Source organism: Bacillus sp. BSL6 (assembly GCF_052928345.1).
The window spans coordinates 297,356-312,365 of record NZ_JAVGCW010000004.1 but is presented as its reverse complement, the minus strand read 5'-3'; the positions used below and the strand labels follow the sequence as shown (position 1 = coordinate 312,365).

General features: G+C 30.6%; 16 protein-coding genes. 12 read left to right on the top strand and 4 right to left on the bottom strand.

Annotated elements, in window-relative coordinates; translation table 11 throughout:
- Positions 1-116: 116 nt before the first annotated feature.
- A complete protein-coding gene (locus RCJ96_RS15750) occupies positions 117-914 on the top strand; it encodes a GNAT family N-acetyltransferase (RefSeq protein WP_074608542.1) in 798 nt (265 codons plus the stop codon).
- A gap of 502 nt (positions 915-1,416) precedes the next feature.
- Here the strand turns inward: RCJ96_RS15750 and RCJ96_RS15745 are convergent.
- Positions 1,417-1,848 carry a GNAT family N-acetyltransferase gene (locus RCJ96_RS15745; RefSeq protein ID WP_074568887.1) on the bottom strand — a complete coding sequence of 144 codons (432 nt, stop codon included), beginning with the start codon at positions 1,846-1,848 and terminating at the stop codon, positions 1,417-1,419.
- A gap of 225 nt (positions 1,849-2,073) precedes the next feature.
- On the opposite strand from RCJ96_RS15745, the gene RCJ96_RS15740 reads away from it, so the two are divergent.
- Positions 2,074-2,934 carry a DegV family protein gene (locus RCJ96_RS15740; RefSeq protein ID WP_074608544.1) on the top strand — a complete coding sequence of 287 codons (861 nt, stop codon included), beginning with the start codon at positions 2,074-2,076 and terminating at the stop codon, positions 2,932-2,934.
- A gap of 47 nt (positions 2,935-2,981) precedes the next feature.
- On the opposite strand, the gene RCJ96_RS15735 is transcribed toward RCJ96_RS15740, so the two are convergent.
- Positions 2,982-3,185 (bottom strand): hypothetical protein, encoded by a 204-nt coding sequence (locus RCJ96_RS15735; RefSeq protein WP_074608545.1) that lies wholly within the window; start codon positions 3,183-3,185, stop codon positions 2,982-2,984.
- A 462-nt stretch (positions 3,186-3,647) separates the two neighbouring features.
- Here RCJ96_RS15735 and RCJ96_RS15730 point away from each other — a divergent pair, with 462 nt between their 5' ends.
- Positions 3,648-4,919 carry a helix-turn-helix domain-containing protein gene (locus tag RCJ96_RS15730; protein ID WP_074608548.1) on the top strand — a complete coding sequence of 424 codons (1,272 nt, stop codon included), beginning with the start codon at positions 3,648-3,650 and terminating at the stop codon, positions 4,917-4,919.
- 88 nt (positions 4,920-5,007) lie between these two features.
- On the opposite strand, the gene RCJ96_RS15725 is transcribed toward RCJ96_RS15730, so the two are convergent.
- Positions 5,008-5,442 (bottom strand): Lrp/AsnC family transcriptional regulator, encoded by a 435-nt coding sequence (locus RCJ96_RS15725; protein ID WP_242303774.1) that lies wholly within the window; start codon positions 5,440-5,442, stop codon positions 5,008-5,010.
- A gap of 142 nt (positions 5,443-5,584) precedes the next feature.
- Here RCJ96_RS15725 and RCJ96_RS15720 point away from each other — a divergent pair, with 142 nt between their 5' ends.
- The 7 genes from RCJ96_RS15720 (at position 5,585) to RCJ96_RS15690 (ending at position 12,187) form a co-directional block, all read left to right on the top strand.
- Positions 5,585-6,853, top strand: coding sequence for an APC family permease (locus RCJ96_RS15720; RefSeq protein ID WP_242303775.1), 1,269 nt, complete (start codon positions 5,585-5,587; stop codon positions 6,851-6,853).
- Between the two features lie 116 nt (positions 6,854-6,969).
- Positions 6,970-8,553: a M3 family metallopeptidase gene (locus RCJ96_RS15715; protein WP_270795903.1), complete on the top strand. Its 1,584-nt coding sequence runs from the start codon at positions 6,970-6,972 to the stop codon at positions 8,551-8,553.
- A 12-nt stretch (positions 8,554-8,565) separates the two neighbouring features.
- Positions 8,566-9,315 carry a WecB/TagA/CpsF family glycosyltransferase gene (locus RCJ96_RS15710; protein ID WP_074608556.1) on the top strand — a complete coding sequence of 250 codons (750 nt, stop codon included), beginning with the start codon at positions 8,566-8,568 and terminating at the stop codon, positions 9,313-9,315.
- 17 nt (positions 9,316-9,332) lie between these two features.
- Positions 9,333-10,034: a 5'-methylthioadenosine/adenosylhomocysteine nucleosidase gene (locus tag RCJ96_RS15705; protein ID WP_074608557.1), complete on the top strand. Its 702-nt coding sequence runs from the start codon at positions 9,333-9,335 to the stop codon at positions 10,032-10,034.
- Positions 10,035-10,053: 19 nt separating this feature from the next.
- A complete protein-coding gene (locus tag RCJ96_RS15700) occupies positions 10,054-10,716 on the top strand; it encodes an HAD hydrolase-like protein (protein ID WP_242303776.1) in 663 nt (220 codons plus the stop codon).
- A gap of 51 nt (positions 10,717-10,767) precedes the next feature.
- Entirely contained in the window at positions 10,768-11,472 is a 705-nt protein-coding gene (locus tag RCJ96_RS15695) for an alpha/beta hydrolase (protein ID WP_139302813.1), read from the top strand.
- 268 nt (positions 11,473-11,740) lie between these two features.
- Positions 11,741-12,187 carry a GNAT family N-acetyltransferase gene (locus RCJ96_RS15690; protein ID WP_017560147.1) on the top strand — a complete coding sequence of 149 codons (447 nt, stop codon included), beginning with the start codon at positions 11,741-11,743 and terminating at the stop codon, positions 12,185-12,187.
- 146 nt (positions 12,188-12,333) lie between these two features.
- Here RCJ96_RS15690 and RCJ96_RS15685 read toward each other — a convergent pair whose 3' ends face one another.
- On the bottom strand, positions 12,334-12,750 hold the full coding sequence (locus tag RCJ96_RS15685; RefSeq protein ID WP_074608565.1) for a hypothetical protein: 417 nt from the start codon (positions 12,748-12,750) through the stop codon (positions 12,334-12,336).
- 121 nt (positions 12,751-12,871) lie between these two features.
- Here RCJ96_RS15685 and RCJ96_RS15680 point away from each other — a divergent pair, with 121 nt between their 5' ends.
- Positions 12,872-13,519: a response regulator transcription factor gene (locus tag RCJ96_RS15680; RefSeq protein ID WP_242303778.1), complete on the top strand. Its 648-nt coding sequence runs from the start codon at positions 12,872-12,874 to the stop codon at positions 13,517-13,519.
- Entirely contained in the window at positions 13,512-14,888 is a 1,377-nt protein-coding gene (locus tag RCJ96_RS15675) for a sensor histidine kinase (RefSeq protein ID WP_416504581.1), read from the top strand. The genes RCJ96_RS15680 and RCJ96_RS15675 overlap by 8 nt, the downstream gene beginning before the upstream one ends.
- Positions 14,889-15,010 lie beyond the last annotated feature (122 nt).

The following is a 15,010-nucleotide window of genomic DNA, read 5'->3' as shown; positions in this document are numbered from 1 at the left end:
TGTTATAATAATTTTATATTTATGAATAATTTATAATTATATGGAATGTAGTAGACGTTTGCTTATATGTAGAAAAGAGTAGAAGTACATTAATTCTAAAGAAAGCAGGAATGTAAATGATATATGAAGCGAATATACATACAAGAGAAAAATTAGTTACTATGTTCGAAGATTTCAATAACGTTGTTTTACTTTCTTATTTACAAGGACATATGGGTACCGCTTGGGTAAATGATCTTGAAAATCCGACAGTAGCGCAAATTACGGTAGGGATCTTTACATTTTACGCTGGGGATTCAAAGATGAAAGAAACAGAAGAATTGCTTCGAAACATTCCTGATAGAATGTTAGTCATCGTAAATAGTGTAGAATGGAAAAAGCGTTTAGAAACATTTTACGAAAGAAAAATAGATAAGTTTTTACGATATAAATTTAAACGTAATGCAGAAGTTTTTGATCGTTCAAAATTACAATCTCTTATATCAGCGCTTCCAAAAGGATACGAGTTAAGAAGAATAGATGAAAATATCGTAAATAACCCTACATTACATAAAGTCTCTAAAGATTTTACAAGTCAATTTCAATCAGTAGAAGATTATATAAACCGAGGTATAGGGTATTGTATTTTGTATAAAGGAGAAGTTGTATGCGGTGCATCATCATATAGCATTTATGATAATGGCATTGAAATTGAAGTTGCGACTGATCACAATTATAGAAGAAAAGGATTGGCGACTATAGTTAGTGCAGCACTCATCTTGGACTGTTTAGAAAAAGGGATATATCCAAACTGGGATGCAGCGAATACTACATCTGCAAAACTAGCTGAAAAACTAGGATATGTTTTTGATAAGGCGTATGATACTTATTTTGTGGATAATAGTTCAAATAAAAGAGCAGTTAGCCAAAGCTAACTGCTCCTCTCCAAAGGGGGAATGGAGAGATACAATCATGTTATTTACATTATTGACGGGAGGTTGATTTTTAATCAATCTTCTATAAAAGTTGAGATAAAATATTTTTAATTAACCCTGAGGATCCAATTAAGAGTACTGATAAAAAAACGATTGAGAATATACTTTTTTTAGGTTTTTTAAATTCTATGTATATGTTAATAATGGCACCAATTGCAACTACAGTAAAGATAACGAGTCTTATTACATCTATCATAAATAACGCTCCTTTTAATTACTTAATTGTATTATATAGGAATTGGCCTTTCGATTAGTTTATTTGAATACGATTTAAGGTAATTTTAAACAAACTAATCTTTTATACAAAAGTAAGGTTAAGAAAAAAGACAGCGTAAGAAGTAATAGTATATCTTGTAGAAGCTGATGTTGACCAAATAAATTAGGGTTATTATCTATGCGGAAAAGTATAATTAATATTTATATATACTCACTTTAGGTACCTTTACAACTTAAATAATAAAACATGCTTTTCATAATGATCCAAACACCAATTATATTTTTCTAGAATAATTGGATGAACAACTTCTTTCGTAGTATCGACCTTAGTATAGCCATATTTCTTATAAAAGTTTTCTAATTCCTCAAAAGGAAGACAATATACATTTGGAACTTGTAATTTCTTCGCAGTTTCTACTAAAAATGAAACAAGATCCCCAGCTAATTGTAGCCCTCTAAATTGAGGAAGAATATAAATTCCACCCATTTCTAAAGTATCTTCATCTATTTGGACTAATCGTCCAACACCCGCATACTCATTGTTGTATGTAATAATTGCAACTTTATCTCTTTTTAAATCACTTCGTACAAATCCTATTGAGTCATATTGATTATTAATCCATTCTAAATCATTAGATGTAGCCATTTGAATACTCATTTATATCTCCCCTTTATAAAAAATGTAATTTTCCTATTATATAGAATATAATATCAGGAAAAAAGTGATTATACTGGCATGATTTTTATTATCAGTTCAAGTTTTGAAGAATAGTGCATACAATATAAAGTGTTTTCCTTTCTTCATTTAAGTTTTACGTATATAATTTAAAAGTACTATTTTTATTTTATTATTTTATATTTATAACAGAATAGAGGTTTAAAAATGGGTGTTAAAATCATTACGGATAGTGCGGCGGATTTACCGGTAGAATTGCTGCAAGCATATGATATTGATTTAATTCCACTCCGTGTTTATGATGAAGCAGAAACAGAGTATTTAGATGGAGTTACATTAGAGTCAGTTACATTATTGCAAAATATGAGAGAAGGCGCTGTTTATAGAACGTCATTGCCTTCACTTGAAACTTTCCAAGAAAAATTTGTTTCTTATGCAAAAGAAGGTAATCCTTGTATATATTTAGCTTTTTCATCTGAACTGTCTGGTACATATCAATCATCAGTTCTCATTAAAGAGGAAGTAAAAGAAACATATGCTGATTTAGATTTAGAAATCATCGATACGAAATGTGCTTCGCTTGGTCAAGGGCTTGTCGTATTAGAAGCTGCTAAAATGGCGAAAGACGGTGCATCAAAAGAAGATATTTTAAAACGTGTTGATTTTCTAATGAATCATATGGAACATATCTTCACTGTAGCTGACTTACAGTACCTTGTGAGAGGTGGACGCTTAAGTAAAGTAGCAGGTTTTATCGGTGGTTTACTAAACATTAAGCCGATTTTAAACGTGGAAGAAGGAAAACTTGTACCACTTGAAAAAGTACGAGGGAAAAAGAAAGTATTGAGTCGTATTGTTGATATTATGGAAGAACGTGGAAAAGAGCTTAAAGGTCAAACAATTGGTATGACTCATGGCGATGACTTAGAAACAGCTGAAGCATTAAAAGCATTAATTACAGAAAGATTTGGCTGTGAAGTATTTATCGTAAATACAATTGGTGCAGCAATCGGAGCACATACAGGACCTGGCGTTATAACGTTATTTTTCTTAAATGAAGTAGAGTAAAGGATTGATCTTTTGATCAATCCTTTTTTAATCTCATTTATATGTAATTATTTATTCACTTTCTCTTTAAAAGGTAAGAAGGTAGATAGGAAAATGATAATCGCTAGTCCAAAGCCGAATCTTTCAGTTTGATCAATTACTAAGTCATTTTTCCACTGATAAATGAAAGAAGCCAATATTAAAAGTAAAGCAGCGCCTCCAGCATATCTAACTATTTTTCGTGAAGATTCATCTTTAATTCTTACAAACATTTGTATCATCCTTTCATTTTTATTGAATAATTTGATAAACTAATTTCTAGAATTTGATATTAATAATTCGTCTATTAAATTTATTTAATTTTTTCGGTTTACAATAAATATCTTCTATGTACTAGGTAAATGTAATGAACTATAACTATCTAAATGAAGAATGATAGTTTACATGTAGTTAAATCCTTTTCATTAGTTTTATCGTAATTCAAGTATATGATTCTGTTTTTGTTAATAACAAGTAGTAAAATCACATAAAAAAATGGGTGAAAAACCTAAATTTTAACGATTAAATTTAACAAGGCATCTAGAAATAATCATTGTATGAATGTAAAATTAAAATGTGTGATACATTTTTTTACATTTTTGAAGTTATACATTTCCTTAATATGAAAGATTAAGCAATACATAATGGCTTATTTAGTGAAAAGTAAGAAATGGTTAAGCAGGGAGAGTAGAAAGATGGAAATAGGGGAACGTATTCGCCATGTTCGAATGCATAAAGGATTAACACAGGGGGAACTCGTATCAGGAATATGTTCAATAACATATTTAAGTAGAATAGAAAGTGGAAAAATAAAACCGTCATCTTCTTTTATAAAAAAGGTTTCTAAGAAGTTAGAAGTTAAGAGTGATTATCTTATAAATGGAAATTTCGAGGAGATAAAGCTTACTATTTTAAAAATATGTAATAAATATAAAAAAGATAAAAGTATTACAGAAGGTGACTTATCTTTGTTAGAATTATACGTTCGTGAAGTGGATTCAATCCCTTTATTACTAAAGGTATATGGTGTACTTATATACTATCATGCCCGACAAAAAAACGTGTTATATGCGAAATCGCTTATAGATCAAGCTTCGCAAATGATACCAAGTCAGGTCGAAATGCAAGATCCTGAAGATTATATTTATTATTTAAAAGCTCGAGGTTTATATTTTTATAATCAACAAGACTACAGTGCTGCGCATGATATATATGTACAGGCTGAGAGTTTACTTGGCGTAGAAGAAACTGAACAACATGGTCATATATACTATAATTTATGTCATGTATATAAGGAGCTTTATAAAGATAAAAGTATTAGTCGTTTGTATGCCTTAAAAGCTTACAACATATACAGAAAAAATGGTATGCAGAAAAACGTAATAAATACACTTTTAATGCTTACAATATTGTATATTATGGATGAGTTATATGAAAAGGCACTTGAAATTTTACAGCAAGTAGAAAATAGTTTGGCTATTAATGGTGAGTCAAAGTATTTACCTGTAATTTCTTATGATTACGGGAAAATTTATCAAGGTTTGAAAGACTATACGAATGCCATTAAATACTACGAAAAAACTTTGGAATTAAGTGAATTTTTATCACAGAAAGATCAAAAAGTATATGCGTTACGAAACATGTTGGAGGTTTACATAGAACTTAAAGATTGGGAAAATGTTAATAAGGTTATGAATGAAGCATTTCATTTTTTATCAATTTATGATGTACCAATTGCACATGTTCAACTATATGGTTTGAAAGCTAAAGTATTCAAAATACGTGGGGATTATTATGAATATGAGAAAAATATGCAAAAGGCAATTGAAGTGGGAGTAGGAAAAAAACAACATCGTTTAGTTGCTGAATTATCCTATGAATTAGGTAACTTTTATAATGAAAATCGCTCTTATAAATTATCTGCGAAGTATTTTAAAATATCAGCTGAAAATAAAATGGATTTATAGGGAAGTTTAGTGAAAAACTCAAATAAATTGTAAGGGGTTATCCAAAAGAGTAGTATATTTTATACTTTTTGGATAACCTTTTTCATTGCTATTCTATAAGTATTGGTCGATATGGTATCGGTGAAGATAAAATCATCGAAGTTTTGACTGTTCCAAAGGGTATCACGATATCAATTAATTCCTCTAATTCCTTCATAGAGTGAACTGCTACTTTTAAGTAATAGCTACTTTCACCTGTTACGCGATGACATTCGAGTATTCTATATTCTTCGTAGATTTTCTCCTCAAATTTTTTACAAGGAATCTTTAGATTTTCAATTCTTAAAAATGCTTGAATTGATTTTCCAACTGCATCTAATGATATCCGAGCTGTATATTTCTCGATTATTCCAGTATCTTGTAATCTCTTTAGTCTTTCTGTAACACTAGGGCGGCTGAGGTGTAAGTGCTCAGTCATTTCTGTAATTGTCATTCTGGCATCTTCTTGTAGTAATAACGTAATTTTCTTGTCAATTTCATCCATGAATTATGCTCCTTTGCAAAATTGAAAGTAAATTTCTGAAATGAATACATAATATAAAATCTAATGTTAAATTACATACACTTTTGTATATTGAATAGAATGATAAATTTCTATAATTAAAATATAAATGGAGGTGCATGTAATGTCTAATCATTTTGATGAAACAATTTCTATTAAAAAGGGAACAGCCTTATACGTCGGAGCGGTTCTAGGATCAGGAATTCTTATATTACCTGGTATGACAGCGAGTGTAGCAGAGGGGAATGCAATGGTTTCTTGGCTTATTATGATATCACTTAGTATTCCACTTGCATTCACATTCGCATTTTTATCGATTGAGCATCCAAGTGCTGGTGGAATAGCTACTTTTGCAGAAAAAGCTTTCGGTAAAAATATTGGTGCCATTATAGGATGGTGTTTTTTTATTGCAGGTAGTGTTGGACAAATTATTGTCTCAATGACTGGTGGAATGTATATAGTGAGAGTGTTTGATTTATCATCATATTTTTCTTACGTTATAGCGCTTATTATTTTAAGTATTTCAATTGGTTTCAATTTATATGGGCTAAAAATGAGTGGATTGTTTCAAGTATGTATAGGTGTATTAACTTTCTTTATTTTGCTAATAACAATTATTAGCTCACTACCTTATATTGAAATGAAAAATATAAATGTACATATTTCTATGCATGAAATAAATCCAATTTTAGAGGCATCATTATTAATTTTTTGGTCTTTTTTCGGCTGGGAAGCTATTGCAAGTTTAGCTCCTGAATTTAAATCACCTAGAAAAAGAAATATTATTTTATCTACGGGATTTGCGATTATTATTATTGGAGTTTTATATATAGGTATTGCATTATCAGTAATTGGAACGAAATCCTATCATATCAATGCTGATAATACTACAGCTCTGATGCTTGTAATGAAGCAAGCATTAGGCGACCAATTTGCATGGATAATTGGATTTGTAGCTTTTATCATTTGTTTAGGGACGACAAATGCATTTATCGCAAGTATGGGGCGCTTAGGTTATTCACTAGGAAAAGAAGAAGTTGCACCGCGTTATTTAGCGCATATAAATAAAAAAAGAGAAACCCCAACAAATGCAGTAAAGGTTGTTGGTTACATTGCAATAATTGGTTTATTAATAAGTTTCGTTTGTCATATTAGTATAGATAAAATTGTTTTAATACCGAATTCGTTAGGAATTGTTACATATATAGTCGGTACTGGGGCTGGGATGAAATTAATAAAGAATAAGTTAGGTAAAATTTTTTCTATAGTAGCTTTTACATGTTGTGTAGTTGTTTACCCTTTTATTGGAGGAGTAATACTGATTCCAGTAGCCGTAGCATTTATCTGTTTATGTTATGTGCGTTTTAGTAGCGTAAGCAAAGAGCATAAATAAGAATATTTGTATAGAAATCTAAATATTTAAAGATATTAAAAATTTTTCATTTCGTTTATAATTGTGAGGGGGGAAATTTCTGTAACTATTTGTAAAAATAGGAGGCGGCTATAAAAATGCATGAAATTGCTAGATGGAATTTAGATCGATTGTATCCGGTTGAGGATATTCTAAATCCAATATTGGAATTGAAAGAACAATATTATGAGACAAAGGATATAGGGGGCCTTTCAAAACTTATACAAGCTATTGAAAAAGCAGAATACTATTTGTACTGTCGATCGGCTGAAGAAAGTGTTGCATCGGATAATACTAGATTGACTGTGAAAGTAAAGGAATTAAAAAGTGAAGTGCAGCAAGTCATACAGCAAAGTGAAGTGGAAATTACCGATAGTACTAGGCTAATAAAAGATGAACTAAATGCGTGGGAAAATATGTACATACAATTAAGGAATAGGATAGAAATAGAGCACAATAATAAGCAATTATCATTTGGACAAGCAAATCATATTGCAATGAATAGTGATAATGAAAAGGAAAGACTAGAAGTATTCGAGTCATTAACATTTGCTTTACATAAGGAGAAAGAAATTTTTGCTACTGTATTAAATCAAATAGGAAGATTGCGTAATACAAAGGGTAATGAATTAGAAGATAGAGAGATTTTAGCAAGGTCACTTCATGCGAATGGTATTTCAGAAACTGTATTATTACAAATATGGAATACGACAGAAGAAAATCTAGACAAATTAGTTAGTGCTTTAAATGTGTATAAGAAAGGCAGAGCTTCGATTACATGGCATGAACTTATGACAGTAAAGGAGAATAATGAGGTTATTATTCCTTTTTCAGTAGCAGTACAAAACATATACGATGTATTAAAAAATATAGATGAAGAATTAGTAGAATTTGCACGTAATGCAATAGAAAGTGGTTGGCTAGATGCAGAACCGAGAGAGAATAAACCACCAGGTGGATTTTGTGCTCCTTTTTTCAGTGAAAAAGAATCTCGAATCTCTATGCGTTATGACGGAAGTATCGATAGTGTAAGAATACTTGCCCACGAACTAGGACATGCTTGGCATTTTTATAATATGAGTTTTGAACCATCCTCTTCTTTTTTAGATGATTATTTGCCAATGAGTACAGCTGAATCAGCATCTATTTTCTTTGAAACAGTGCTTATAAATTATCTAATTCAAACAACAGATAGTATAGATATAAAAAAGTCATTGCTTAGCTGGAAAATAAGAAACTGTTTTAATTATGTAATGGCAATTCGAGCATCGTTCGAATTTGAGAAGAACTTTTATGAAAAATGTAAAGAAAGTCCTTTAAGTGCTGATCAAATCGAGAAATTATCTATAGTAGCGCAAGAAAAAGCATACGGGAATGCATTATCAGAATATCAGCCGTTTGTTTGGATGAAATATGTTCAGTTTTATTTAGCAGATGTTCCTTTTTATAATTATCCATACACATTTGGCTATTTAGTTAGTTTTAGTTTATTAGAAATAGCTAAAGAAAGAAAAAGTACTTTTCACTTGAAATATAAAGAGTTTTTACGAGAAACAGGAAAAGCCCCAGTGGAAGAACTTATGAAAAAACATTTTGAAATAGATATAACGAGCTATGAATTTTGGGATAAAGCCTTTAAACAAATTTCTAAAGATATTGATGAATATTTGCGACTTATGTAAGGAGAGAGTATAGTGGATCACCAACTTATAAAGGGAATACCTTTTTCAACTTTAGAATATACAAAAGCTATAAGTTTATTAAAAAGTTGGCTACATGAAAAACAAGAGAAACCAAGATTTGTAGTAACTGCAAATCCTGAGATTGTTATGTCTGCAAAGGAAAGCACAGCTAAATCTAAACAGTTTAAAAAGATGTTACTATCTGCGGATTTAATAACAGCGGATGGAATTGGTGTCATAATTGGCTCGAAAATATTAAAAGGAACGTTGAAAGAACGCGTCACAGGCGCAGATATCACTCACGATTTAATAAAATATTGTAACGATAATAGATACCGCGTCTTTCTTTTTGGTGCTGCTCCAGATAGTAATAAAAAGGCATTAGAAAAATTAAATGGGCAGTTCCCGGGAGCACAGTTTAAGGGACAGCATGGATTTGTAAATGATGAAGAAATAGAAGGAGTAAAAATGAAAATAAAGCAATTCAAGCCGCACTTACTGCTAGTAGGATTAGGTTCACCAAAACAAGAAGAATTCATCTATGAAAACATACAAACATTAAACATTCCACTATCTATTGGTATTGGAGGTATGATCGATATATTATCTGGTACTGTAAAAAGAGCACCAAAAATTATGAGGGATACTGGAACTGAATGGCTGTATAGGTTACTCTCACAGCCGAACAGATTAAAGAGACAACTTGTACTTCCAAGATTTATATTTTCGGTTATGTCTGAAAGAATTAAAGGGATTAATTAATAAAGGGGACAACATACATGAATAAAATCGGCATTATCGGAGCAATGCAAATTGAAATAGACTTACTTTTAGAAAAATTAGTTGTACAAGAAGAACAAACAATTGCGGGAATGCCTTTTTACATTGGCGAATTCATGGGAACAGAAATAATTGTTACAAGGTGTGGCGTAGGAAAAGTAAATGCAGCCGCATGTACGCAAACATTAATTCATAAATTTGATGTAGATGCTATCATCAATACGGGTGTTGCTGGCGGGTTACACCTAGATGTAAAAGTTGGTGATATCGTTATTTCAACGAATGTTACCCACCATGATGTAAGTAAAACTCAAATGAAAAACTTATTCCCGTTTCAAGAAGAATTTATCGCAAGTAAGGAATTAGTAGAGCTAGCGCGTAAAGCATGTAATAGTAGTTCTTTACATATGGAAATTCATGAAGGAAGAATCGTAAGTGGTGAATGTTTTGTTGAAGATTCCAAACTAAAAGCGAAATTAATAGACGAATACGCACCGCATTGTACAGAAATGGAAGGTGCAGCAATTGGACATGTTGCCTACATAAATGAAGTACCGTTTCTCGTTATAAGATGTATTTCTGACAGCGCAGACGATGAAGCTCAAATTTCTTATGATGACTTCGCGAAAACGGCCGCAAACTATTGTTCAGAAATTATCGTTGAGATGCTTAAAAATATATCAAGTAAAACTGTATTATAGTTCAAAAGGAGAGAATGGAATGTTAAAAGCATTAATTTTTGATATGGACGGAACGTTATTTCAAACAGATAAAATATTAGAATTATCGTTAGATGATACTTTTGATCATTTAAGATCACTACAATTATGGGATACGGTAACACCTATTGATAAATACCGTGAAATCATGGGTGTGCCATTACCGAAAGTTTGGGAAACTTTATTACCGAATCATTCTCTTGAAGTAAGAGAACAAACAGATGCATATTTTTTAGAAAGACTAATTGAAAATATTAAGAGCGGAAAAGGTGCTTTATATTCGAACGTAAAAGAAATTTTTACATATATAACAGAAAATAATTGTTCAATTTATATTGCTAGTAATGGTTTAACTGAATATTTACAAGCAATCGTATCTTATTATGAGTTAGAGCAATGGGTTACTGAAACGTTTAGTATTGAACAAATAAACTCACTTAATAAAAGCGACTTAGTAAAAAGTATTTTGAACAAATATGATATAAAAGAAGCAGCTGTAGTTGGGGATCGTTTATCTGATATAAATGCAGCAAAAGAAAATGGCTTAATTGCGATTGGATGCAATTTTGATTTTGCACAAGAAGATGAGCTTACTCAGGCAGATATAGTAATAGATGATTTAATGGAGTTGAAGGGAATATTGCCTACTGTGCAAAGATTATAAAGTGTGTGCAGTTTTTGCCAATCCCTATATATCTTATTCCACGGAGGAAATATGCTTAAAGATAATTTTAACATTAATAATATTCCCACGGTTTTGTGGGGAGATAAAAGTGAAAAAGTTTTTATTGCAGTACATGGAAATATGTCAAATAAGGAAGATGCAGTTATTCAAATACTAGCTGAAGAAGCTAATCAAAAAGGTTATCAAGTATTAAGCTTTGATTTACCTGAGCATGGAGAAAGAACAAATGATAATACACTTTGCAAAGTACAAGTTTGTGTTAGTGAATTATCTATAATTATGAATTACGCAAAAGAACATTGGAAAGAGGTAAGTGTGTTTGCATGTAGTATAGGAGCTTATTTTAGCCTTTTAGCCTATCAAAATGATGTGATTGAAAAGGCATTATTTTTATCACCAGTAGTTAATATGGAACGAATTATCGAAAATATGATGAAATGGTTTAATGTAACACCAGAACTTTTGCAAAAAGAAATGATTATAGAGACACCGATTGGTCAAAAGTTATATTGGGATTATTTATGCTATGTAAAAGAACATCCTATTAATACATGGAACATAGATACATATATTATGTACGGAGGTAAGGATGAACTGTGTGAATTTGAAATTATTAACGATTTTACAAAAAAACATCGTTGTGCATTAGAAGTCATGGAGACAGGTGAACATTATTTTCATACTGAAGAACAGTTAAAGATATTTGAACTGTGGTTACACAAGCTTATAGATTAACAAATTATAACTTAACTTGAACATGTTAGAGTAGAATGATAAATTTATAAACTGATATTATATTTGAGAGACATTATAAATGTAAATCTATTCATTTAAGCAAACAGCTACTTTAGTTCAATAAGACTTAAACAACTATATTATCGATTTAAAACTGAAGTGAAGAATACACATACTACGAATTGAATAAGATAACAATCATAAAAATGCTCAGAATAAATGATTCTAGAGCATTTTTATGTGTTTCCATATTAAGGGGGGGATTTACTTGAAAGATATACATATTCAACAAATTGAAGATTTAATGATATACGAATCCGATTATCTTGTTCAGGAAAGCAAAGATGAAGGGTTTTATTTCCTAATAAAACTAATAAGTGAATATGAAAATAAAATAAACACATTTAATAAAACTGGAGAATGTTTATATGGTATTTTTCAAGGGGAAAAGTTAATTGGAATAGGTGGGCTAAATGCGGATCCGTATACAGAAAATAATAAGATTGGCCGATTAAGGAGATTTTATATTGCGAAGGACTATCGTCGTATAGGACTAGGGAAGTTGTTATTAAACAAACTATTATCTCATGCAGAAAAGTATTTTAAAGTGGTGGTTTTACATACAGATACGAAACAAGGTGATGTATTTTATACTGCAAATGGATTTGTGAAGAGAGAAGTATATAAAGGATCTAGTCACTATAAAGTATTATAGAAAAGGCTATCAAAACAATATTTTATTAGTCTCGAGTTCCTATATTTATAAAAAGAAAATTTAATTTCATTTACCGAAATAATAGTATAAAAAAGAGACCTCAGCTTCTAAAAATAAGCTTACGAGATCTCTTTTTTTCTAGTCAATTATGTGCTTACATTCATTTGCTTCAATAATCTCTTCGGATCACCTTTTACATAATAGAAATGTGGATTATTTTCATCATCGTAAAGCATAATATAAGGTTTTTCGTTAAGCGGGAGAAGAATAAGTACTTCATCAATTGTTGTATGTAACCATTGATTTGTAATAGAAACTGGTTTAGATAAAGGGATTTTTATCATGTGACCATCTTTTGGAACGACATTTAAGTTTTTGAACGGGCCAGTAATGGATTTAGCATATTGAACAGCTTTTTTTTGAATAGCTGGATCTAAAGATTGTTTTTGAACGACCATTTCTTTTTGACAATCAAATACTTCAATTTGTTGATTTGTATTTGCGAACGCATTTGTTGATAATAAGAAGAAAAGAAGAGTAATGACCCCGATTTTTTTCATCATAGTACAACACCTCGTTTTTACTATACCCTTAACTGGTTCAAATATTTTTCTGTCACATACATGTAACAAAGAAGTTGTATGATACAATTGATTTTTGTTTAAAAGCAATGGAGGATAATGTATGAAAGTATTAATCGCAGATGATGAACAAGATATGCTAAGGATTTTAAAAGCTTATTTTGAGAAAGAAGGCTTCGAAGTTTTCTTAGCGAAAGATGGAGAAGAAGCACTTCAAATATTTTATGATGAAAAAATTGATTTAGCTATTTTAGATTGGATGATGCCGAAACATAGCGGTATTACTGTTTGTAAGGAAATAAAGAAAAACTCAAGCGTAAAAGTATTAATGCTTACGGCGAAAAGTGAAAGCGAAGATGAATTAGCAGCTCTTCAAAGCGGGGCAGATGAGTACGTAAAAAAACCATTTCATCCAGGTGTACTCATTACTCGAGCGAAAAAGCTAATACAGCACGATGATGTCATTCAAGTTCAAGATTTGAAAATTGATTTTACGAAAAATAAAGTTTATAAAAATGACAAAGAATTAGATATTACAAAAACAGAGCTAGAATTAATAAAATGTTTTTTAAATCATAAAGGGATGATTTTAAATCGTAAAAAATTGTTAGATATCGTATGGGGATTTGACTATTTTGGAGAAGAGCGAACTGTTGATACACATGTAAGGAGATTACGAAAAAAAGTTGGAGAAAATATTATAAAGACGCACCGCGGGCTAGGATATAGTTTGGAGGAACAGAGTGAATAAACTTGGAAAAAAGCTATTTCTTAGTATATCTTTAACCGTTATTCTTATATTTACGATCTCTTTATTATTAATTAACTATCTTTTACCGAAATATAATATTTACAAAACACGAGAAAGCTTAGAAGGTATTACAGCGCAAATTCAGTCCATACCGAGAGAACAATTGGATGAAGCAATTACGAGCATTGAAAATGAGGGGAATGTTACGATTGCGTATACATCCATAAAAGACTCAGAAGATCATATTAATGATGAGTTACGTATGCAACTTACAAAAAAGAGAGTTGCCCTTAATAAAATTTGGATTACAAAAGAAGAAATAATGAAAGTAAAGAAATTCGGACATTCGAATAAAATATATGATCAAGAGAAAATCAAATCTAGTTTTTTTGTGAAATACATGGCGAAGGATGATATGTTGATTTTAGTAGGAGTTTCTATCGCACATTCAAATGAAATAATAAAAACGTTAAACTCATTTTATTTATTCATTTTAGTTATTACGATTTTTCTCATTATCGTACTTGTATGGATATTGTCAAAAACAATTACGACACCGCTGAAAGAATTAAGTAATGTCGCAGAAGATATTTCACGTTTACAGTTTAAAAAGACAAAAGTGAAAACGAATGATGAAATAGGAGACTTAGCTACTAGTATTAATATCATGAGTGAAAAACTACAGGGAGCGCATCAAGATTTAACAGATCGTAATGAACATTTAAAACGATTTATGGGTGATGTGACCCATGAATTGAAAACTCCAATCGCGTTAGTGAAAGCATATTCTATGGGAATAAAAGATGGTCTAGATGATGGTACATACATAGATACAATCATTAAACAATCGGATCACATATCAAACTTAATTGAAGAGTTATTACGATTTTCTAAACTAGAAAGAGATCTGTTACAAAAAGAAGAATTCTCTATTAAATCACTAGTCCAAAGTATATTAGATAAGCATAAGATTGAACTGGAGTCGAAAGAAATTAATTTGCAAGTGAACTATAATGTTGGCGATGCAATTGTTTATGCAGATGTAAATAAAATGAGAATGGTGTTCCAAAATTTAATTTCTAATGCGATAAAATATACATCAAATCAAAATATAAAAATTACATTAGAAGATCGAAATGAGAGTGTATATTTTCAAATTCAAAATGGTATGAATGCTGAACATATGAAAGATATCGATAAAATTTGGGAACCTTTTTACGTCTTAGAATCTTCTCGTAGTAAAGATCGTTCAGGTACAGGACTAGGCTTAGCGATCGTGAAAAGTATTTTAGAAAGACATGGTTTTGACTATGGAGTATTTACTATAGGGGGAGAAATACGATTTTATATTCATATGAAGAATGACTAATTCAATACTAGTAGAGCATCGTCTATTAATAGGCGATGTTTTTTATTGATATATGTAAGTAGTAATTCAAAATATATAACCTTGAAAGCCCGTTGGAAGAGTGTTCTACAAATTTCTCAAGT

Bases quoted from the DNA above. Each gene is read 5' to 3' on its own strand.
- RCJ96_RS15750 (WP_074608542.1), top strand. From the start codon at position 117: ATGATATATGAAGCGAATATACATACAAGAGAAAAATTAGTTACTATG.
- RCJ96_RS15745 (WP_074568887.1), bottom strand. From the start codon at position 1,848: ATGAGTATTCAAATGGCTACATCTAATGATTTAGAATGGATTAATAAT.
- RCJ96_RS15740 (WP_074608544.1), top strand. From the start codon at position 2,074: ATGGGTGTTAAAATCATTACGGATAGTGCGGCGGATTTACCGGTAGAA.
- RCJ96_RS15735 (WP_074608545.1), bottom strand. From the start codon at position 3,185: ATGTTTGTAAGAATTAAAGATGAATCTTCACGAAAAATAGTTAGATAT.
- RCJ96_RS15730 (WP_074608548.1), top strand. From the start codon at position 3,648: ATGGAAATAGGGGAACGTATTCGCCATGTTCGAATGCATAAAGGATTA.
- RCJ96_RS15725 (WP_242303774.1), bottom strand. From the start codon at position 5,442: ATGGATGAAATTGACAAGAAAATTACGTTATTACTACAAGAAGATGCC.
- RCJ96_RS15720 (WP_242303775.1), top strand. From the start codon at position 5,585: ATGTCTAATCATTTTGATGAAACAATTTCTATTAAAAAGGGAACAGCC.
- RCJ96_RS15715 (WP_270795903.1), top strand. From the start codon at position 6,970: ATGCATGAAATTGCTAGATGGAATTTAGATCGATTGTATCCGGTTGAG.
- RCJ96_RS15705 (WP_074608557.1), top strand. From the start codon at position 9,333: ATGAATAAAATCGGCATTATCGGAGCAATGCAAATTGAAATAGACTTA.
- RCJ96_RS15700 (WP_242303776.1), top strand. From the start codon at position 10,054: ATGTTAAAAGCATTAATTTTTGATATGGACGGAACGTTATTTCAAACA.
- RCJ96_RS15695 (WP_139302813.1), top strand. From the start codon at position 10,768: ATGCTTAAAGATAATTTTAACATTAATAATATTCCCACGGTTTTGTGG.
- RCJ96_RS15685 (WP_074608565.1), bottom strand. From the start codon at position 12,750: ATGATGAAAAAAATCGGGGTCATTACTCTTCTTTTCTTCTTATTATCA.
- RCJ96_RS15680 (WP_242303778.1), top strand. From the start codon at position 12,872: ATGAAAGTATTAATCGCAGATGATGAACAAGATATGCTAAGGATTTTA.